Here is a 19,170-nt window from a genome sequence, read left to right as displayed (position 1 = left end):
TCGTCGGCGTGGTCGGCAACAATATGCTGTACGACCCGCGGGCGTGGGGCAAGCTGGCCGAGGCCGGCCTGGCCGCCCGCGTGGTCGAGGCCTGCGAGCACCTGCGCTCCACCGGCACCCGGATGAAGTAACGCGCTCCGCGTGAAAGGAGGGGCCCCTTGTTAACAGACGTCTGTTAACAAGGGGCCCCTCCTTTCACTTCACCAGCAGCGTGACCGCCTCGCGGACGTCGTCGGTGAGGTGGATCGTGCGGGACAGGTCGCCGAACGGGGACGCGGCGAACAACGGCCGCAGCAGCGACTCCACCGGCAGCTCCGTGGTCCAGAACGCGCGGTCGAGGAAGACGTACGCGCCGCTGGCCCCGTCGGTGCCGTAGAACGTCTTGGTGGCGGCCTGGAACACCTCCTGCACGGTGCCGGCCCGGCCGGGCGCGAACACGATGCCGCCCCGGGCCAGGCGCAGGATGGTGTCCTCCCGGATGGCGTTGGAGAAATACTTGGCGATCCGGCCGGCGAACAGGTTCGCCGGTTCGTGGCCGTACAACCAGGTGGGGATGGCCAGGCCGCCGGAGCGGGCCCACCCGGTGTCCGGCGCGGCCGGCCGGGGCGAGGGCAGCGACGGGCCGTCCGCGTACCGCTTGCGTACCGCCAGCGCCGCCGCCGTGTAGCGGTCGTGGTCGGTGAAGTCCGGCGCGGCGGCCAGCACGTCGATCGCGGCGGACAGCTCCTCGGCCGGCCAGGCCGCCAGGAACGCGCCGAGGTTCGCCGCCTCCATCACCCCCGGACCGCCGCCGGTCACCACCAGGCGGTCCGCGCGCGCCAGCTCCCAACCCAGCACCGCCGCCATCCGGTACGCGGCGCTGCCGCGCGGCACCGCGTGCCCACCCATCACGCCCACCACGGACTGCGGCCCGTGCACGGCCAGCCACGCCCGGGTCGCGTCGGCGAGCGCGTTGTCCACGCCGTGGTCGTGCAGCCGCTGACCGAGCGCCTCGCGGACGTCCGGCAGCGCGCCGCCGTGCGCCCGGAAGTGCGCGTACACCCGGGTGTCGTACATCTCGGCGAACCCGCCCTCGGCGAAGCCGGCGGCCAGGTCCTCGGCGGTGTAGAGGTGCGACGGCTGGGTCGGGTAGGGCAGCCCGGAGAACGGCGGCACGACGTTGGCGCCCCGGCGGACCAGGTCCGCGCCCACCTCACGGTCGGCGAACCGGCAGCCCACGAAGAGCGTGCCGGCGACGTCGACGTCGCGCAGGTCCGGAACCGGATCCAGGTCGAGGCGGAGACCCTGCACGGTCAGGCCGGCGAGGGTCCCCCCGGCCAGCCGGTGATCGAACTCGGTCCGGGTCTGGACCTCGTCGACGTGGGGCGCGTGCGGCTCGATGACGTCCGCGGGTGGTGGGGTCGGCACCAGATCATCCTGCCCCGGCCGGGCAACCTCGCAAACCCGGGCGGTACGGACAGGAGCCCGGCGGGTGCGCCGCCGGGCTCCTGCGTAACCGGTCCTGGGGAGGCTCCGGACCTGTAGTTGTAGTGCAAGAACCACCGCGGCGGCATGGGCCGCGGGTACGTGTGGTCCCGCCGAGGCGTGACGAAACCCTCAGCCGTTCAGCCGACCGGCCGGCCGGCCCCCCTCGCGCGCGCCAGGGCGAAGCGGGTTGAATGGGGCGATGCAGAACCTGTTGCCAGAGCCACCGGCCACGCTGCTCCCGGTTTCCGAGGAGGCCGACGCCGCGCTCGCCGCCGCGGTCGAGCAGGGCACCGAAGAGGCGTACGCCGAGGTCGCCGCCCGCTTCCCGACCTACAGTGCGGCCTGGGCGTCGCTGGCCGGCCGCGCGCTCGCCGCGGGCCAGGTCGTCCCGGCGTACGCGTACGCCCGCACCGGCTACCACCGGGGCCTGGACCAGCTGCGCCGCAGCGGCTGGAAGGGACACGGCCCGGTGCCCTGGTCGCACGCGCCCAACCAGGGCTTCCTCCGCTGCCTCTACGTGCTCTCCCGGGCCGCCGGTGAGATCGGCGAGGCGGACGAGGCGGCCCGCTGCGCCCAGTTCCTCCGCGACTGCGACCCGGCCGCCGGGGATGCGCTGGCCAGCGACTGATCCGTCCCGCGACGGCCGGCCCGGACCCCGGGCCGGCCGTCGCGCCGTCCTACAGCCCCTCCGCCACCGACGCGGCGATCTTCAGCCAGGCGTCGCGGGTGGCGGCCGAGAGCTGGCCGTAGCGCAACGGCTCGCCGGTGTCGATGAGCCGCTCGTACGGCGCCAGCAGCACCGCCCGGGTGCGGGCGGCGAAGTGGGCCTGGATGGCCGGCAGGTCGATCTCCTTGCGCGACGGTGGCATCGAGACCACCGTGACCGCCTGCCGGACCAGCCGCTGCCGGCCGCTCTGCTCCAGGTGGTCCAGCATCCGGGCGGCGGTCTCGGCCGAGTCGTTCCGCGCCGACATGGTGACCACCAACTGGTCGGTGGCGTCCATGGCGGCCTGCCAGTTCTGCGCCCGGACGTTGTTGCCGGTGTCCACGAAGATCAGCTTGTAGAAGCGGCTGACCACGTCCCGGATCTCGGCGAACGCGGCGGCGGTCAGCATCTCACCGCCGGTCGCCGACTCGTCCGAGGCGAGCACGTCGAACATCCCCTCGCCCTGCGAGCGGACGTACTGCGACAGGTCGCCGACGCGTCCCTGCGCACCCTGGAACTGGCCCAGGTCGCGCAGCATGTCCCGCACCGTGCGGGCGTGGAAGTCCTGCTGCGCCCGCATGCCGAGGGTGCCCTGGGTCTCGTTGTTGTCCCAGGCCAGCACGTAACCACCGCGCTTCTGGCCGAACGTCATGGCGAGCAGCAGGATGGCCACCGTCTTGCCGGCGCCGCCCTTCGGGTTGACCACGGTCACCTGGCGCAGCCCGCCGAAGTTGCGGCGGACCATCTCGATGTCGCGCTTCATCTCCTGCTCGTGCCGGCCGGGCGCGAGCCGGACCAGCCCGATCCGGTTCACCACCGCGCGGACGCCCATGGTGGCCACCGGGTCGACCGGCCGGACCTGACGCCGCCGGGCGAAGTCCTCCGCCGTCGGCGGCACCACCTGCGGCGCCGGCCAGCCCTGCTCCGGGTACACCCCGGGCGGCACGGCCGGCTGACGCGCCGGCCCGGGCAGCGGCGGGTACGCCGCCCCGGTCGTCGGCGGCCCGGACGCCTGCGGGTACGCCGCCCCGTGCGTCGGCGGGCCGGACGCCTGCGGGTACGCCGCCCCGTGCGCCGGTGGGCCGGACGCCTGCGGGTACGCCGCCCCGGTCGTCGGCGGGCCGGACGCCTGCGGGTGCGCCGCCCCGACTGCCGGTGGGCCGGACGCCGGCGGCGGCTGTGCCGGCACACCCGGTTGCGGCATCCCGGCCTGTGGCGGCATCCCCGCGTGCGGCGGCACCCCGGCCTGGGCCGACCTGACCGCCTGTGGCGGTACGCCGCCGTATGGCGGTGCTCCCGCCTGGACCGGTCCGCCGGCCGGAGACGGTCCGCCCGCCTCCTGTGGCGCTCCCGGCTGCGGCGGCGGCCATCCCGGCGGGTACCAACCCGGCTGACCGGGCTGCGGCGGGTAGGTGACCGGCGGGTAGACCGAGCCGGTGCCGGTGCCGTGCGGCTGCTGCGGCAGGGGCACACCCGGCGACGGCGGGAACGGGCCGAGCCGGGGCGGGGACTCCTCGGCCGGTACGCCCGGCCCGGCCGCCGGCTGCGGACCGTGCACGGGTGCCGAACCGACCGGAGCGGTGGCGGCCTCGACGGTGGCGCGCTGCGGTGGCTGCGCCCACGGTGACTCGGTCCGGCCGTTCGCCGGGACGTCACCGCCACCGTTCACCCGCGTCGGGATCGGGGTTGGACCGGCGTCGCTCACGGGCGCGGCGGTGGCCCCGGGGCCGTTCGTCGGGGCAGCGGGCTGGTCGTGCAGCGTCGCCGGCCGGTACGGATGTGCCGCCGGCCCGGCTTGATCGACGTCGGCTGTCGAGGCGGCCCACACCGGAGCCGGCGGCCCACCCCGGCCCGGAACGGGCGTCGGGGTGGCCTGTGGCGACGGGACCGGCGCGGCCTGTGGCGATGGGCTCGGCGTGGCCTGTGGCGATGGGCTCGGCGTGGCCTGTGGCGATGGGCTCGGCGTGGCCTGTGGCGATGGGCTCGGCGTGGCCTGTGGCGATGGGCTCGGGGTGGCCTGTGGCGACGGGACCGGGGCGTCGGCCGGCGGGAGGGGCCACGGTGGCACGGCCGGCTGGGCCGGGGCCGCCCACGGCGGCGCGGTGACCACCCCGTCGATCTCCTCGGGCGGCCAGAGCGGCTCGATGTCCCGCTCCGGCACCTGCGGTCGGCCCGGTACGTGGGCCCGGTCGTCGTTCTCGTGCACCACGGTTCCTCCAGATCCCTCCCGCCGAGGATAGGCGGTCCGGCCAGCGGTGTGCCCCGGGCACGGATCGATCAGGGTCAGCCCGTCCAGACCGCCCAGGCACCCGGCTCGGTCCACCAGGACCGTTTCCGACTCAGTTCACCCTCGACGCCGTCGTCGAGGAAGGGCACCCGATCGTCCCGGGGCACGACCGCCACGGCCCGGCCCCGGGCCCGGCGCACCTCGAGCCGGACCCTCTTCCGGCCCAACGCGGATCGGGTGACCACGGGCACGGCCACGCCCACCGCGATCCGGCCGTCGGTCGGATCGGGGTCGGCCAGCAGCGTCACCTCGCCGAGGCGCGCGTACCCGCCGGCGTTGCCGATCGCGCACGCGGTGATCGGCTCGGTGCCGTCGCTGAGCACCGCGCCGTCGACCTCGACGCGGGCCCGCCAGTGCAGTGGCCGCCCGGCGTCGTCGGCGGCGCCGAGCAGCGCGCCGTCGAGCGTCACCGAGCCGCCGTCGTTGCGCAGCAGGTCCAGTCGGCGTGCGGTGCCGTCCAGCACCGCCGTGGCCACCGCCGCCGGGTCACGCGGCAGCCCGAGCTGCGCGGCCAGGTCCCGCGCCGTCCCGGCCCGGGCCGGATCGAGCGGGAGTACGCCGACCGGGGGCAGGTCGGGCAGCGTGCGCTCCTCGGCGAGGTCGGCGGGGCGGCGGCTGGGCGGCGGAGCGTACCGGCGGACCAGCCGGCGCAGCACGGCGCGTAACTGGCCGTCACTGGCCGTGGCGACGATCAGCCGGGTCTTGCCGTCGGGGTCCGGCCAGGTGAGGCCGTCGGGGCGGGGTGGGCCGTCGAGGCGGGCCAGCACCTCGTCGATCTCCGCATCCGACCGGGCGGTCACCGTGGTCACCCGCGCGCCCCGGGCGGTCAGTGCGTCCGCGCAGGCCAGCACCGGTACGCGCGGCGTCTCGCAGCGCTCCTCGCCGGCTGCCTCGACGGTCTCGTCCGCGCCACCGCAGCAGGCCCCGCCACTGCCGCAGCCCGCACCGGGAGCGTCCCGCTCCGAGCCGAGGGTGAGCAGCACCACGTCGTACACGAACGAGCCTCCTGCTTCTCGACGAACCCCTGCCGGTCCCGCCGTCACTACTTGTTAGCCTGACACCCCGGGCTCGCCGACCGGTCGCCACCTGGCACCCGAGCCTTCTGGAGGCGGAGAAGATGCCAGCGATCGTGCTCCTCGGCGCCCAATGGGGCGACGAGGGCAAGGGCAAGGTTACCGACCTGCTGGGTGGGCGGGTCGACTACGTCGTGCGCTACTCCGGCGGGAACAACGCCGGCCACACCGTGATCACGCCGGACGGCCAGAAGTACGCGCTGCACCTGATGCCGTCCGGCGCGCTCTCGCCGAGCGCGATGATCGTCATCGGCAACGGCGTGGTGGTCGACCCGAAGGTGCTGCTGCAGGAGATCGACGGGCTCGCCGAGCGCGGCGTGGACGTCTCCCGGCTGCGCATCTCCGGCGACGCGCACCTGATCATGCCGCACCACCGGGCGTTGGACCGGGTGGTCGAGCGCTACCTGGGCAGCTCCCGGATCGGCACCACCGGCCGGGGCATCGGCCCGGCGTACGGCGACAAGGTCGCCCGGATGGGCATCCGGCTCCAGGACCTGCTCGACCCGGGCATCCTGCGCAAGAAGCTGGAGCTGGCGCTCCGGGAGAAGAACCAGACGCTGTTCAAGGTCTACAACCGCAAGGCGATCGACGCCGACGAGACCGTCGAGGAGTACCTCGCGTACGCCGAGCGGCTGCGGCCGTACATCGCCGAGACCCGGGTGATGCTCTGGGACGCGCTCGACCGCGGCGAGACCGTGCTGCTGGAGGGCGCCCAGGCCACCATGCTCGACATGGACCACGGCACGTATCCGTTCGTCACCTCGTCGAACCCGACCGCCGGTGGGGCGTGCGTGGGCGCCGGCATCCCGCCGACCGCGATCACCAAGGTCATCGCGGTGAGCAAGGCGTACACCACCCGGGTCGGCTCCGGCCCGTTCCCGACGGAGCTGTTCGACGACAACGGGCAGCACCTGCGCAAGGTCGGCCACGAGTACGGCACCACCACCGGTCGGGAGCGCCGGTGCGGCTGGTTCGACGCCGTGGTGGCCCGGTACGCCTGCCGCCTGAACGGCGTCACCGACCTGGTGGTGACCAAGCTGGACGTGTTGACCGGCCTGCCCAAGGTGCCGATCTGCGTCGGCTACGAGATCAACGGCGAGCGCTTCGACGACATGCCGATGACGCAGACCGACTTCCACCACGCCACGCCGATCTACGAAGAGCTCGACGGCTGGTGGGAGGACATCACCAAGGCGAGGACCGAGGACGAGCTCCCCGAGAACGCCCGCCGCTACATCGCCCGCATCGAGGAACTCACCAACACCCGGGTGAGCGTCGTCGGCGTAGGCCCCGGCCGCGAGGAAAACGTCCTCCGCCACCCCCTCCTCCCCTAACCCCCACCCCCCCACCCCCACCCTTTCCCGAGTTGATCAAGAAGTTTGCGTCAGGATCCGAGCTGATCCAGACCCAAACTTCTTGATCAACGACGCTCCGGCGTGGGGTTGTCCACAGGTTTGTCCACAGGGGTTCTGGAGGGGGTGGTTCGGGGGCCAGCCTGGGGTGGTGGCTGATCGTGTGACGTTGGGGCGGGTGGCTGCTCGGCAGGGCGGGGTGGTGACCGCCGCGCAGGCCCTCGCTCTGGGTTTCAGTCGGGACCAAGTGCGTCATCTCGCTCGGTCCGGGCGGTGGATCCGGGTCGCTCGTGGCTGTTTCGTGCCGGTGCCGCAGGTGGACGTCGCGTCACTCCGGCGGGCCAGGATCCGGGCTGCCGTGGAGAGCCTCGGTGCCGGTGCCGTCGCCGTGCTGGACACCGCCGCCGAGCTGCACCGCATCGGCGGCCTGCGTGCCACGCCGGCGGTCCACGTGTCGGTGCCTCCGGACCGTCCGCGTCCGCAGCGCCCGACCGACCCCGATCTGGTGGTGCACCAGCTCACCCTCGGTCCTGACGATGCTTGCACCACCGACGGCGTCGCAGTCACGACCCCCGCCCGCACAGTGGCGGATGTGATCCTCCGCGCCGATCGTTACCCCGCGGTGTGCGTCGTCGACTCGGCGCTCAACCGGGAGCTGATCGACGAGTCGGATCTGTCCCTGATCGCGGCGCTCATCGCCCGGCGGCGGGGTGCCGTGGCGGCCCGGCGTCACCTGGCCGAGTCGGACGGTCGGGCCCAGTCACCCCTGGAGACGCGCGTCCGACTGCGGTGCGTGGACGGCGGCGTGCCGCCCGACGTGTTGCAGGTGGAGGTCCGCGACGACGACGGCTACCTGCTCGGCGTGGGTGACCTGGGCTGGCGCACCGCCCGCGTCATCGCCGAGGCGGACGGCCGGGCCGCGCACGGGTCACCCCGGGCGATCTACGAGGACCGCACCCGACAGAACCGCCTGGCCAACGCCGGCTGGACGGTCCTTCGCTTCACCTGGCAAGACACTCTCCGCCCCGACTACATCCCCCACACCGTCGCACGCGCCCTCCGTCGCCCCCGTTGATCAAGAAGTTTGCGTCACGTAGGGCCGGAAATGAGACGCGAACTCCTTGATCAACGGGGTGGGGTGGTGGGGTCAGTAGGATGCCGGTCGTGCGGGTTCTTCTTGTGGGTGGTGGGGGGCGGGAGCATGCGCTCGCGCTCGGGCTGGTTCGTGATCCGGCCGTGGAGGCGCTTGTCGCGGCACCGGGAAATCCGGGGATCGCGGAGGTCGCCGCGCTGCGGGAGGTGACTCCCACCGATCCGGCCGCGGTGTCCGCGCTCGCCGTCGAGCTGGCGGCCGACCTGGTGGTCATCGGTCCGGAGGCGCCGCTGGTGGCCGGCGTCGCCGACGCGGTACGCGCCAAGGGCATCGCGGTGTTCGGCCCCGGCGCGCACGCGGCCCGGCTGGAGGGCTCGAAGACGTTCGCGAAGGACGTGATGACCGCCGCCGGCGTGCCGACCGCCCGCGCGTACACCTGCGTCGACGCGGCCGAGGTGGCGCGGGCGCTGGACGATTTCGGCGCGCCCTACGTGGTGAAGGACGACGGGCTCGCCGCCGGCAAGGGCGTGGTGGTCACCGACGACCGGGCGGTCGCCGAGCGGCACGCCGCCGAGTGCGGCCGGGTGGTGATCGAGGAGTTCCTCGACGGTCCCGAGGTCTCGCTCTTCGTGGTCACCGACGGCGAGGCGGCGCTGCCGCTGCTGCCGGCGCAGGACTTCAAGCGCGTCGGCGACGGCGACACCGGGCCGAACACCGGCGGCATGGGCGCGTACGCGCCGCTGCCGTGGGCGCCGGCGGGCCTGGTCGACGACGTGATGCGTGACGTGGTGCACCCGACGCTGGCCGAGTTGCGCCGCCGGGGCGCCCCGTTCGCCGGCCTGCTCTACGTGGGCCTGGCGATCACCACGAAGGGTCCTCGCGTGATCGAGTTCAACGCGCGCTTCGGCGACCCGGAGACGCAGGTGGTGCTCGCCCTGCTGGAGACGCCGCTGGCCGGGCTGCTGCACGCCGCCGCCACCGGCACGCTGGGCGCGCACCCGCCGCTGCGGTGGCGCGACGGCGCGGCGGTCACCGTCGTGGTCGCGGCCGAGGGCTACCCGGCGGGCCCGCGTACCGATGATGTGATCACCGGCGCGGACCGCGCCGGGATCATCCACGCCGGCACCCGGCGGGACGCCGACGGCACGTTGCGCTCCGCGGGCGGCCGGGTCCTCTGCGGTACGGCCACCGGCCCGGACCTGGCCGCCGCGCGCGACGCCGCCTACGCGCTGGTACGCGGCATCGAGCTGGCCGGCGCCCACCACCGCACCGACATCGCGGCGGCGGCGGTGGACGGCCGGATCACGATCCCGGGCTGAGCGGGGGCGCGGGCGGCAGCATGGCGAGTGCCGCGCGGATCACCGCCTGGGCGGTCGGGCTCAGCTCCTCGCTCTTGGCGTTCGTCGCGGTGATCGAGTACTCCACCCGGAACCGGCCGTCCCGGGTGGCGGCGACCCCGGCGAGGTAGCCGAACCGGCTGCCGCTCTTGAACCACAGCGTCTGCCCGCCCACCGGCATGGCGGTCAGCCCGGCGCTGTACTCGCCGATGCTGTCGTCGGCGAGCACCGGCCGGGTGAACATCTCGGTCAGCCACGGCTCCGGCACCACCCGACCGGCGAACAGCGCGGTCATGAACGTGTCCAGGTCGGACAGGCTGGAGATTCAGGTTACCGGCGGCCGGCGTGAACGTCTGGCTCCAGACCGTCGCGTCCACCAGTTCGGTCCGTCCGTCGCGGGTGACGACCTGGTACCCGTGGGCGTGCGGGCCGTGGATGCGCGGGTCGTCACCGGGGGCGTACGTGTCGCGCAGGCCCAGCGGCCGGGCGATGCGCCGCCGCACCTCCTCGGCGTACGAGTGGCCGGTGACCTTCTCGATCAGCATGCCGGCCACGATGTAGCCCATGTTGGTGTAGTGCTGCCGCTCGCCGGGTTCGAACTCGCGTTCGTTGCGCAGGCCGAGGCGGACGATCTGCTCCGGGGTCCACGTGTCGTAGCGGTGAGCGAGCTGCCACTCGATGCCGGCCGGCATGGTCGGGCTGGGGATGCCGTTGGTGTGGTTCAGCAGTTGCCGGACGGTCACCGGCGGATAGTCGGCGGGCAGCAGGCCGGGCAGGTACCGCTGGACCGTGCCGTTGAGGTCGAGCCGTCCCTCGGCGGCCAGTTGCAGCGTCAGCGCGGCGGTGAAGACCTTGGTGACGCTGCCGACCCGGAACCGGGCATGCGGCGGCACCGGGGCGGGGCCGCGCAGGTCGCGTACGCCGCTGGTGCCGGTCCAGCAGCCGGCCGGGGTGGTGATCCGCACCTGGGCGCTGGTGGCGTCGTCGTCGGGCAGCCCGGCGATCGCCTGCCGCAGCGGGGTCGGGTCGAGGATGCCGGCGGCGCAGCCCGGCCGGTGGGGCCCGCCGGGTGGCGTGGCGAGGCGGCACCCGGCACGGCGGTGGCGAGCAGTGCGCCGGCCAGCGCGGCGGCGACCGTCCGGCGGCGAGTCGTATCAGAGATCTTCATTCGTCGATCCTGTGTCGCCGGCCGGTCCGGACATCCGGGACGACCCCGCACCGCACCCGCGTCGATCCTGGGGGAAAATCCCGTAGGTGCCCGTCAGGCGGGCGCGGACCGGTCCCGGGCGACCATCCGGTCGAGCACGTTGGCGGTGGCCCGCTCGATGCGTGGATCGCGGTGGCCGCGCCGGTCCAGTGCCATGGTCCAGCCGAGCGTGCCGGTGGCGAACACGACCGCGCCCTGCGGCGTCTCGTGGACGTGGGTGCCCTGGAGCCGCCGGCCACCCTGCTGCGCCGGGTACGGCGACGAGCTGAGCATCGTCCCGCCGGGGCGGGGGACGCCCGCGTTCAGGCCGTCCGCCTCGCCGGCCACCACGCCGGGGATGCGGTCCCCGTCGGCCACCCCGGTGCCGGCCCAGACCCAGTGGTCGGCCGAGCGCACCACGAGCGGCTGCGGGGTCAGCACGATGCCGTTGTACTGCACGCCGAGCAGCGCCTGCTCGGGCCGGTCGAGGTCGCGCCAGGTGACCGTCGGGCCGGCGGCGTCCTCGCCCGGGTCGGGGCGGGTCTTGGCGCACTCGACCAGGCGGTCCGGGCGGCCGTCCGCGGCGGCGGCCACGCGTACGTGCCAGTAGACGCTGTTCGCGCCGAAGAAGGCGAGGCTGGTGCCGCCGGCCAGCCCGGCCTCCACGGCCCGGCGCATCTCCGCCGACCAGTACTCGTCGTGCCCGCAGAACACCAGGCCCCGGTGCCGGGCCGGGTCGAGGCGACCGGAGTGCAGGTCGAAACTGGTCGCGTAGCTGACGTCGTAGCGGTTGCGTTCCAGCCACCGGATCGCGTCCTGGTCGCGGTCGGCCTGGGTGGGCAGGCCCGCGCCGGCGTACGGGCGGTCGAAGGAGACCGCCCGGGCCCGCAGCTCGGGATCACGTCGCCCGTTCGGGCGGTAGCCGTTGTAGAGGCTCCGACCGGCCCGCCGGTCGCGGGGCCACTGGTTGTACGCCTGCCAGGTGGTCACCGGCAGCACCACGCAGAGCGCGGCGGCCCGCCGGTCGTCGCGTACCACGAAGGGGGTGGCCGCCCGCCAGCCGGAGGCCGAGGTGAAGACCGCCTGGTAGAGGCCGGAGGCCCAGCCCTCGGGCACGCGCAGGCGCCAGGAGCGCGGCCACCGGCAGTCGAGCGCGCCGGTGGTCGGATCGGCGGGCGGCACCGGCTGCGGCTCGCCGGCCAGCTCGGGGCTGGTCAGCAGCGTGCGGGCACCGGTGCCGGCGTACCAGCCGATCCGGTGCACGGTGATCCGGAACGGGCCGGCCGGGTCGACCGCGACGTGGAAGTCGATCGTCTCGCCGGGGGCGACGCTCGTCGTCGAGGCGTACCCCTGGATCTGACGTCGCCGGTCGTCAGCGGCCCGGCCGCCGTCCCCCGGCCACCAGGGCGCGCCGGCCGCGCGGTTCTCGATCTCGACCGGCGGGAGTTGCCGCGGGACCGGAGCGCTCTCGCGGTGCTCGCCGCGCACCGGCTCGAGGGGGCCGAGCGCGGAGGCGGACGCGCCGCCGAGGAGGAGGCCGAGGGCGGTTCGTCGGCGGAGTCGGACCATGGTGTTTTTCCCCGTTCACCCACTGAAACGCGGGCAAAGGTAGCACCATGCTCCGTCCTCTGTGGTCAGCCGATCAGCCGAAGTAGCGGCGTAGTTCCCGACTCAGCACCTTGCCGGTGGCGTTACGGGGCAGGTACTTGACGAAGATCACATCGCGGGGCACCGAGAAGCGGGCCAGGTAGCGCCGGACGTACTCGCGGACCGCCTCCGGGTCGAGCGTCTCGCCGGGGCGCAGCGCCAGGAACGCGGCCAGCCGCTGCCCGTACTCCGGATCGGGCACGCCGAGCACGGCCACCTCGCGGACCTGCGGCAACCGGGCGATCAGATCCTCCACCTCGGAGGGGAAGACGTTCTCGCCACCCGAGACGATCATGTCGTCGGCCCGCCCGTCCACGAAGAGCAGGCCCTCCGGGCTCAGCCGGCCCAGGTCGCCGGTGTCGAGCAGCCCGTCGCGGCTCTCCCGGCCGGCGCCCGACGTGTAGCCCTCGAAGAGCATCTCGTTGCCGACGAAGATCCGGCCGACCCGACCGTCACGGACCGGCCGGCCCGCCTCGTCCACGATCTCCAGCCGGGTGCCGTGCGGCGGCCGGCCGGCCGTGGTGGGCGCGGCGCGCAGCTCGGCCGGGCCGGCGATGGACGCCCAGGAGACCTCGGTCGAGCCGTACAGGTTGTAGAGCACGTCGCCGTAGCGGTCCATGAAGGCCGTGGCCAGGTTGCCCGGCAGGGCGGAGCCGCTGACCGCGACCACCTTGAGCGGCGGCCGGTGCGGCGGCGGCGCGACCTCCATCAGCCGTTGCAGCATCACCGGTACGGCGAAGAGCGCGTCGCACGGCTGGTCGACCAGCGCGGCCAGCGTGGCGGCCGGGTCGAAGCGGCGGTGCAGCACGACCGTGGCGCGCAGCGCGAACGAGACCTGGAGGGCGGCGTACCCCCAGGTGTGGAAGATCGGGGCGGCGATCATGACGACGTCCCGCGCGTGCAGCGGAATCCGGTCGATGATGGACACCAGCGGGCCGAAGCCGTGCGGGGTGGGCCGACGGGCGCCCTTCGGCGTGCCGGTGGTGCCGGAGGTCAGCACGATGGTCCGGCCGTCGCGTTCCGGCGGCTGGAGCCTGTCGCCGGGGACCGCGCCGGCGATCAGCTCCTCCTGCCGTCGCTCGTCGACCCGGTGCAGCTCGGCCGGGAGGCCGAGCACCCGGTCGGCGAACTCGGCGTCGTGCACCAGCACGCGCAGGCCCTGCTCGTCGGCGACGGTGACCAGTTGGGCCGCGGAGAGGCCGGTGTTGACCAGGACGGCGTCCGCGCCGAGCAGCATCGACGCGACGATCGCCTCGATCAGCCCGTGATGGTTACGGCAGAGCAGCCCCACCCGGTCGCCGGCCTGCACGCCGAGGCCGGAGCGCAGCGACCGGGCCAACCGCTCCGAGCGGTCCAGCAACTCCTGGTAGGTCAGCGCGGCGCCGTGCTCGTCCACCACGGCGACCCGGCCGGGGTCGCGGGCGGCGGCTTGGCGCAGCTCCCCGGCGAGACTCCAGCCCCACCGGCGCAGCGCGTTCAGTTGCGAGGCCACCCGGATCGGGCGGCCCGGGGTGAGCAGTCCGCGTCGGGTCAGCGTGGCGACGATGAACGGCAGGTCCACGGCGCAACCTCCTTCGCGTTCGAGGTCTCCCGATCATGCATCCGACCTGGTCGGTCGTGCGAGGGGCCCGGCCCGCGACGGCGCCGACGGCGACCGGGGCGACCCCGGCCGCGCGCATCGGTACGCCCGGCACGGCGTGCCGTCGCGGGCCGTCCTCCGGCGGCGATCAGCGGATCTGCATCCCGGAGATGGCCCGGGAGATGACCAGCCGCTGGATCTCGGAGGTGCCCTCGAAGATGGTGTAGATCTTGGCGTCCCGGTACCACCGCTCGACCGGGTGGTCGCGCAGGAAGCCCGCGCCGCCGAGGAGCTGGACCGCCTTGTCGGTCACCGAGACCGCCACCTCGCCGGCCTTGAGCTTCGACATCGAGCCCTCGCCGGCGGTGAACGGCCGGTTGTTGCGGCCCATCCAGGACGCCCGCCAGACCAGCAGCCGGGCGGCGTCGATCTCCATCCGCATGTCGGCGAGCGCGAACGCGACCGCCTGGTTCTCGATGATCGGCCGCCCGAACTGCACCCGCTCCTTGGCGTAGTCGAGCGCGTACTCGTACGCGGCGCGGGCCACGCCGAGCGCCTGCGCGCCGACGGTCGGCCGGGACAGCTCGAACGTGCGCATCGCCGCCTGGCCGGAGGCGCGTTGGCCGGCGCGGGCCCGGGCCAGCCGCTCGTCGAGCGCGTCCCGGCCGCCGAGCAGGCAGCGGCCCGGCACCCGGACGTCGTCGAGGAAGACGTCGGCGGTGTGCGAGGCGCGCAGCCCGAGCTTGCGCAGCTTGCGGGTGGCGCTGAGGCCGGGCGTGCCCGGCGGTACGACGAACGCGGCCTGCCCGCGCGAGCCCAGCTCCGGCGCGACGGAGGCGGTGACCACGTGCACCCCGGCGATGCCGCCGTTGGTGGCGTACGCCTTCTGGCCGTTGAGCACCCACTCGTCGGTGGCCTCGTGGTAGACGGCGCGGGTCCGCATCGACCCGACGTCGGAGCCGGCCTCCGGCTCGGTGGTGCAGAACGCGGCGACGGCCGGCTGGTCGGTGTCGCCGAAGCACTGCGGCACCCACTCGACGAGCTGGTCCGGGGTGCCGGCGCCGTAGATGCCGGCGACCGCGAGGGCGGTGCCGAAGATGCTCAGGCCGATGCCGGCGTCGCCCCAGAAGAGCTCTTCGCTGGCGATCGGCAGGGAGAGGCCGGTGGGGTCGGCCCAGCAGGTGGCGAGGAACTCGAACCCGTACAGGCCGACCTTCGCCGCCTCCTGGATGACCGGCCAGGGAGTCTCCTCCCGGGCGTCCCACTCGGCTGCGGCCGGGCGCACGACCTCGGCGGCGAAGCCGTGCACCCAGTCGCGAAGGTCCCGCTGTTCCTCGTTCAGGTCGAGCGAGAACTCGGCCATGGTCAGGCCTTGGGGATGTCGAACAGGTTGGCGATGTTGGCCGCCAGGCCGAGATCGCCCTTGGCCTTCAGCTTGCCGGTCATGAACATCATCACCGGGTTGGCGCCGCCGGAGACGATCTTCAGGAACTCGACCGGACCCATGGTGAGGCTGAGCTTCGGGTCCCGGGTCGGGGTGTCCGAGACGGTGCAGGCGCCGTTCTCGATGACGATCTCGTAGGTGTCGGTGCCGCCGTCCGGACGGCCGGTGATGTTCCAGTGGATGACCGCGTTGGTGGAGCCGGCGCGGTCGGCCCGGAACAGCGTGGGCATCCGGTTGAAGACCTCGCTGAGGATCTTGCCGCGCGCGTCACCGGACATGATCTCGGCGATCTTGTCGTCCGGCGTGGACTTGACCAGCTGCGCGAACTCCTTCGGGCCGACGTTCGCGAAGTTGGCCGGGTCGAAGTCAGTCATGGAAGACACCTCTCGATTTTGGTTACTCCGGCGTAACCTTACGCACGAGTAGGTATGCTTGCAAGGGTGTCCAGCACACCGACGTTCAAGCGCCTTCCCCGCGCCGTACGCGAGCAGCAGATGCTCGACGCGGCGGTCAAGGTCTTCTCCCGACGCGGCTTCCACGCCGCCAGCATGGACGAGATCGCCGACGACGCCGGCATCTCCAAGCCGATGGTCTACGCCTACCTCGGCACCAAGGAGGAACTCTTCGTCGCCTGCCTGCACCGCGAGGGCACCCGGATGATGGAGGCCATCGCCGGCGCCGCCGCCCCCGACCTGCCGGCCGACGAGCGGCTCTGGCGCGGGCTGCGCGCGTTCTTCGGCTTCGTCGGCGCGCACCGGGACGGCTGGGCGGTGCTCTACCGGCAGGCCCGGGGCTCCCAGCCGTTCGCCGCCGAGCTGGCCACCATGCGCGGCCGGCTGGTCGAGGTGGTCGCCGGCATGCTCGACCACGCGCTGCGCGCCTCCGGGCGAGAGGTCGGCGCCACCGACCTGGAGGTGGTGGCGTACGCGCTGGTCGGCGCGTCCGAGTCGCTGGCCGACTGGCTGGCCGACCACCCCGAGGCCGATGCCGAGAAGACCGCCACCCGGATGATGAACGTCGCCTGGCTGGGCGCCGACCAACTCCTACGCGGCATCACCTGGCGCCCGGGTGCGGTGTAAGGAGGGGCCCCCTGTTAACGCCTGCGGTATAGGTGGGGCCCCTTCTCAACAACCGCCGCGTCGCGCCGCGGCCCGGGCGCGCGCCCGGCGGCGGGCCCAGCGGGCGGCCTCGAACAGGCCGGTGACCGCCACCGAGATGCCGATGCCGGCGAGCAGCCCGGTGACCGGGTTGTGCTCGAACGCCAGCCCGCCGAAGTAGCCGAGCAGCCCGCAGTAGATCCCCCAGGTGCCGCACGCCAACGCGTCGTAGAGCAGGAACGAGCGCAGCGGATAGCGGACCGCGCCCATGGTGAGCGTGACCGCGGTGCGACCGCCGGGCACGTAGCGCGCGGTCGTCAGGATCATCCCGCCACGCCTGTCGACCGCCCGGCGGGCCCACTCGGAACTCGCCCGCCGCCGGCTGTCGGCGGGCAACCGGGCCAGCCGGTGCGCGCCCCCGCCGCGCCCGATGGCGTACGAGACGTGGTCGCCGACCAGCGCGCCGAGCGCGGCGGTCACGATCACCGCCACCAGGTGCGGCTCGCCGCTCGCCGCGAACACGCCGGCGGTGATCACCACGGTTTCACCCGGCACCGCCGGGAAGAACGCGTCGACCGCGGTGACCGCGACGATCACCAGGTACACCCACGGCGAGGTCACCGTCTGGTGCAGCAGGTCGAGCACGTCCCCCATGCCCCCATGCTCGACGCTGGGCGTTAAACGGGGGCCCTTCCTATACAAAATGCGTTAACAAGGGGCCCCTCCTTCTCCTCGGCGGTGGGGCCGTGCGACGTCAGCAGCACGGGGGCGCCGAGCGCCTCCGACACGGCTGAAGGCCAGTCGGTGGGCGCCTCGTCCAGCACCGGCCGGGCAAGCATCAGCCGCCCGGTCAACGCCGCCTGCCGCTCCAGGTCCCCGGGTGGGCCGGGCACGAGCCGGTCGAGCCCGTCCGCGTACCGCCGGCACATACGCAGGCGAGGGCCGGCCAGGTCGAGGTGGGTCAGCGCCAGCCCGTCCACGCCGCCCGCCACGTCGAGGGCGTACCGGTGGGCGACGGCGTCGAAGTGCCCGAACCGGAACCGGCCCTGCCATGCGTTTGTCGGGTTGCGCGGGTCGGTGAACGGCAGCGCCGGGTCCTCGGTGACGAGCGGGCCGGGGCCGTGCCGGGTGGTGGTCACCCGCAGCACCCCGAGCCGCTGCGCGGTCCCGGCCATCCCGGCCTCGGCGAGCAGCGTCTCGGCGTTGGCGAACGTCGTGGTGCTCCACGTCGTGTACGGGTGGAAGCCGTGCCACTCGTCCAGCAGTACGCCCTGCGCGCCCTCGAACACGCAGGTGCCGGCGCGCAGCGCCCCGGTGAGCCAACTCCGGTCGACGATCGCCACCCGGTCGGCGAACGCCGCGTACGCGGGCAGGCAGTCGTCGACCGGCGGCGCGTCCAGCGCTCCCAGTTCGGCGGTGAGCCGGTCGCGCAGTGCGGTGAGCCGGCGGCGCAGCACCGCCGGCCGGCGGCAGTCCTCGATCCGGGGCGCCTCGTCGGGGTGGGCGAGGCCGTACGCGACCGCCTCGCCCACCCCGAGCCCGCAGGAGCCGTGCCGGTCGACTCCCCGGGCGATCTCCCGGGCCCGGTTGGCGGCCCGGTGGTACGGCGTGGCCAGCAGCGCCTCCCCGTCCACGGTCAGCCGGTCGAACGCGTCGGGCACGCCGACCGCCGCCAGGTGGTCGGCCTCGGCGGCCAGCGCCAGCGGGTCCACCACCACGTGCCGCGCCAGGTGCGTCCGCACCCCGGGACGGAACGTGCCGGCGCCGAACTGCGCGAACGTGTGCGCCCGCCCGTCGCGCAGCACCACGTTGTGCGCCGCCTGCGCGCCGCCGTTGAAGCGGACCACGGTGTGCACCGGCCGGGTCGCGCAGAGCGCGTCGACGACGGTGCCCTTGCCGGCGTCGCCGTAGCCGAGGTCGACCACCAGCACGTGGTTCACAGCCGGGTGACCCCGTTCCCGCCGTCGGTCGGGGCGAACGGCAGCGCCGCTACCGCGCGCCGGCCGCCGCCGAGCCCGGCGAGCGCCCGGGAGACGGTCCGGGCGGCGGTCGAGCCGGCCCGGTCCAGGTCGCTGAGCCCGGCGTCCAGGTCGATGGCCTGTTCGCCGAGGCCGACGGTGAGCGCGATGGTCTCGCAGACCGCGTCCAGGTCGTCCAGCTCGACCGCGTTCTGCCCGAGCAGGCCGCGCCAGAAGTCGAGCACCTTGCGGTTGCCGGCGTAGTGGCTGCCGGCCGGGAGCAGGTAGTACGTGTCCCATCGCGCGGTCACCTCGTCCACCACCTGCCGGATCGGCAGGTCCTCGGCGAGGCCGCCGCCGATCAGCCGGGTCACCTCCCGCGCCTTCACCCGGGGGTACGCCAGCTCGTCGCCGATGATGAACAGGTAGCCGCGTCGGCCCCGCTTCTCCCAGCTGTCGGTGGCCGTGTGCCGGGCCATGAAGTGCAGCGCCAGCTCGTACGACTCCATCATCTGGCCGCCCCCGCCGCCTTCCAGCACGATCCGGCCGAGGTCGTCGTCCATCCGGTTGTCGGACTCGAACTGCCCGATCTGGAGCGGCACCCGGTCGCAGGTGGCGTCGCCGATCGCGCCGAACAGCACCTGTGGGTCGCGGGCGTACCCCTGGCGGAGCAGCAGGCCGAGCAGCTGCGGCAGCTTGCGTTGGAGCACCCGGGGCACGTGCCCCATCGAGCCGGTGACGTCGAAGAGCACCGCGATCGGCGTCGACTGCGGGTGTTCGGCGGAGTCGCGGCTCTCCCGCGTCGCGTCGCGCGGGTCGAGTGCGGGGTGCACCTGCCGGGCCCCGCTGTCGCTGTAGGAGAACGCGCTCTTGCCGGTCCGGCGCCGGTAACGGTCGGCGGCGTCGTACACGTCGGTGGACCAGATTCCGCTGCCCATGGCAGC

16 protein-coding genes and 3 pseudogenes are annotated in these 19,170 nt (G+C 74.0%); 7 read left to right on the top strand and 12 right to left on the bottom strand.

Annotated features, from left to right (window positions below):
• A pseudogene (locus AB0B02_RS25545) lies at window positions 1–131 on the top strand (class II fructose-bisphosphate aldolase); the annotation flags it as partial.
• 64 nt (window positions 132–195) lie between these two features.
• Here the strand turns inward: AB0B02_RS25545 and AB0B02_RS25540 are convergent.
• Window positions 196–1,407 (bottom strand): hypothetical protein, encoded by a 1,212-nt coding sequence (locus tag AB0B02_RS25540; RefSeq protein ID WP_281933608.1) that lies wholly within the window; start codon window positions 1,405–1,407, stop codon window positions 196–198.
• Between the two features lie 259 nt (window positions 1,408–1,666).
• Between AB0B02_RS25540 and AB0B02_RS25535 the strand changes: the two genes are divergently transcribed.
• A complete protein-coding gene (locus tag AB0B02_RS25535; RefSeq protein WP_107162633.1) occupies window positions 1,667–2,095 on the top strand; it encodes a DUF3151 domain-containing protein in 429 nt (142 codons plus the stop codon).
• Window positions 2,096–2,144: 49 nt separating this feature from the next.
• On the opposite strand, the gene AB0B02_RS25530 is transcribed toward AB0B02_RS25535, so the two are convergent.
• A complete protein-coding gene (locus tag AB0B02_RS25530; protein ID WP_357304228.1) occupies window positions 2,145–4,382 on the bottom strand; it encodes a chromosome partitioning protein in 2,238 nt (745 codons plus the stop codon).
• A 74-nt stretch (window positions 4,383–4,456) separates the two neighbouring features.
• Window positions 4,457–5,455 carry a diacylglycerol kinase family protein gene (locus AB0B02_RS25525; protein ID WP_357304225.1) on the bottom strand — a complete coding sequence of 333 codons (999 nt, stop codon included), beginning with the start codon at window positions 5,453–5,455 and terminating at the stop codon, window positions 4,457–4,459.
• 122 nt (window positions 5,456–5,577) lie between these two features.
• On the opposite strand from AB0B02_RS25525, the gene AB0B02_RS25520 reads away from it, so the two are divergent.
• The 4 genes and pseudogenes from AB0B02_RS25520 to purD all read left to right on the top strand — a co-directional run bounded on the left by AB0B02_RS25520 (window position 5,578) and on the right by purD (window position 9,297).
• The gene (locus AB0B02_RS25520) at window positions 5,578–6,867 is read left to right on the top strand and encodes an adenylosuccinate synthase (protein ID WP_357304221.1); all 1,290 of its coding nucleotides are present in this window, start codon (window positions 5,578–5,580) and stop codon (window positions 6,865–6,867) included.
• A 166-nt stretch (window positions 6,868–7,033) separates the two neighbouring features.
• Window positions 7,034–7,177, top strand: a pseudogene (locus AB0B02_RS25515) (type IV toxin-antitoxin system AbiEi family antitoxin domain-containing protein); the annotation flags it as partial.
• 66 nt (window positions 7,178–7,243) lie between these two features.
• Complete coding sequence (locus tag AB0B02_RS25510) at window positions 7,244–7,960, top strand: DUF559 domain-containing protein (RefSeq protein ID WP_357304245.1); 717 nt, start codon at window positions 7,244–7,246, stop codon at window positions 7,958–7,960.
• Window positions 7,961–8,049: 89 nt separating this feature from the next.
• Complete coding sequence (gene purD, locus AB0B02_RS25505) at window positions 8,050–9,297, top strand: phosphoribosylamine--glycine ligase (RefSeq protein WP_281933601.1); 1,248 nt, start codon at window positions 8,050–8,052, stop codon at window positions 9,295–9,297.
• On the opposite strand, the gene AB0B02_RS25500 is transcribed toward purD, so the two are convergent.
• The 6 genes and pseudogenes from AB0B02_RS25500 to AB0B02_RS25475 form a co-directional block, all read right to left on the bottom strand.
• Window positions 9,281–9,610, bottom strand: a complete 330-nt coding sequence (locus AB0B02_RS25500; protein ID WP_357304248.1) for a hypothetical protein — start codon at window positions 9,608–9,610, stop codon at window positions 9,281–9,283. The two genes, purD and AB0B02_RS25500, sit on opposite strands and share 17 nt — an antisense overlap.
• Before the next feature lie 148 nt (window positions 9,611–9,758).
• A pseudogene (locus AB0B02_RS25495) lies at window positions 9,759–10,280 on the bottom strand (serine hydrolase domain-containing protein); the annotation flags it as partial.
• Window positions 10,281–10,576: 296 nt separating this feature from the next.
• On the bottom strand, window positions 10,577–12,070 hold the full coding sequence (locus AB0B02_RS25490) for a N,N-dimethylformamidase beta subunit family domain-containing protein (protein ID WP_357304218.1): 1,494 nt from the start codon (window positions 12,068–12,070) through the stop codon (window positions 10,577–10,579).
• A 73-nt stretch (window positions 12,071–12,143) separates the two neighbouring features.
• A complete protein-coding gene (locus AB0B02_RS25485) occupies window positions 12,144–13,709 on the bottom strand; it encodes an AMP-binding protein (RefSeq protein ID WP_281933596.1) in 1,566 nt (521 codons plus the stop codon).
• 166 nt (window positions 13,710–13,875) lie between these two features.
• Window positions 13,876–15,090 carry an acyl-CoA dehydrogenase family protein gene (locus AB0B02_RS25480; RefSeq protein ID WP_281933594.1) on the bottom strand — a complete coding sequence of 405 codons (1,215 nt, stop codon included), beginning with the start codon at window positions 15,088–15,090 and terminating at the stop codon, window positions 13,876–13,878.
• Window positions 15,091–15,092: 2 nt separating this feature from the next.
• A complete protein-coding gene (locus AB0B02_RS25475) occupies window positions 15,093–15,545 on the bottom strand; it encodes an SCP2 sterol-binding domain-containing protein (RefSeq protein ID WP_281933593.1) in 453 nt (150 codons plus the stop codon).
• A gap of 66 nt (window positions 15,546–15,611) precedes the next feature.
• Here AB0B02_RS25475 and AB0B02_RS25470 point away from each other — a divergent pair, with 66 nt between their 5' ends.
• Window positions 15,612–16,250 (top strand): TetR/AcrR family transcriptional regulator, encoded by a 639-nt coding sequence (locus AB0B02_RS25470; protein ID WP_357304213.1) that lies wholly within the window; start codon window positions 15,612–15,614, stop codon window positions 16,248–16,250.
• A gap of 45 nt (window positions 16,251–16,295) precedes the next feature.
• Here the strand turns inward: AB0B02_RS25470 and AB0B02_RS25465 are convergent, their stop codons facing one another.
• Genes AB0B02_RS25465 through AB0B02_RS25455 form a run of 3 tightly spaced genes read right to left on the bottom strand, consistent with a single transcriptional unit; the run spans window position 16,296 to window position 19,164 of the window.
• Window positions 16,296–16,922, bottom strand: a complete 627-nt coding sequence (locus AB0B02_RS25465; protein ID WP_281933591.1) for a DedA family protein — start codon at window positions 16,920–16,922, stop codon at window positions 16,296–16,298.
• Between the two features lie 23 nt (window positions 16,923–16,945).
• Window positions 16,946–18,208: an adenylosuccinate synthetase gene (locus tag AB0B02_RS25460; protein WP_357304209.1), complete on the bottom strand. Its 1,263-nt coding sequence runs from the start codon at window positions 18,206–18,208 to the stop codon at window positions 16,946–16,948.
• Window positions 18,205–19,164 (bottom strand): hypothetical protein, encoded by a 960-nt coding sequence (locus AB0B02_RS25455; RefSeq protein ID WP_281933589.1) that lies wholly within the window; start codon window positions 19,162–19,164, stop codon window positions 18,205–18,207. Before AB0B02_RS25455 ends, AB0B02_RS25460 begins: the two co-directional genes overlap by 4 nt.
• Window positions 19,165–19,170 lie beyond the last annotated feature (6 nt).

It is taken from the genome of Micromonospora sp. NPDC049240 (assembly GCF_040647835.1).
Classification (GTDB): Bacteria; Actinomycetota; Actinomycetes; order Mycobacteriales; family Micromonosporaceae; genus Micromonospora.
This window is presented reverse-complemented; position numbering and strand designations above follow the sequence as displayed.

Bases quoted from the DNA above. Each gene is read 5' to 3' on its own strand.
- AB0B02_RS25535 (WP_107162633.1), top strand. From the start codon at position 1,667: ATGCAGAACCTGTTGCCAGAGCCACCGGCCACGCTGCTCCCGGTTTCC.
- AB0B02_RS25520 (WP_357304221.1), top strand. From the start codon at position 5,578: ATGCCAGCGATCGTGCTCCTCGGCGCCCAATGGGGCGACGAGGGCAAG.
- AB0B02_RS25500 (WP_357304248.1), bottom strand. From the start codon at position 9,610: ATGACCGCGCTGTTCGCCGGTCGGGTGGTGCCGGAGCCGTGGCTGACC.
- AB0B02_RS25490 (WP_357304218.1), bottom strand. From the start codon at position 12,070: ATGGTCCGACTCCGCCGACGAACCGCCCTCGGCCTCCTCCTCGGCGGC.
- AB0B02_RS25480 (WP_281933594.1), bottom strand. From the start codon at position 15,090: ATGGCCGAGTTCTCGCTCGACCTGAACGAGGAACAGCGGGACCTTCGC.
- AB0B02_RS25475 (WP_281933593.1), bottom strand. From the start codon at position 15,545: ATGACTGACTTCGACCCGGCCAACTTCGCGAACGTCGGCCCGAAGGAG.
- AB0B02_RS25465 (WP_281933591.1), bottom strand. From the start codon at position 16,922: ATGGGGGACGTGCTCGACCTGCTGCACCAGACGGTGACCTCGCCGTGG.
- AB0B02_RS25455 (WP_281933589.1), bottom strand. From the start codon at position 19,164: ATGGGCAGCGGAATCTGGTCCACCGACGTGTACGACGCCGCCGACCGT.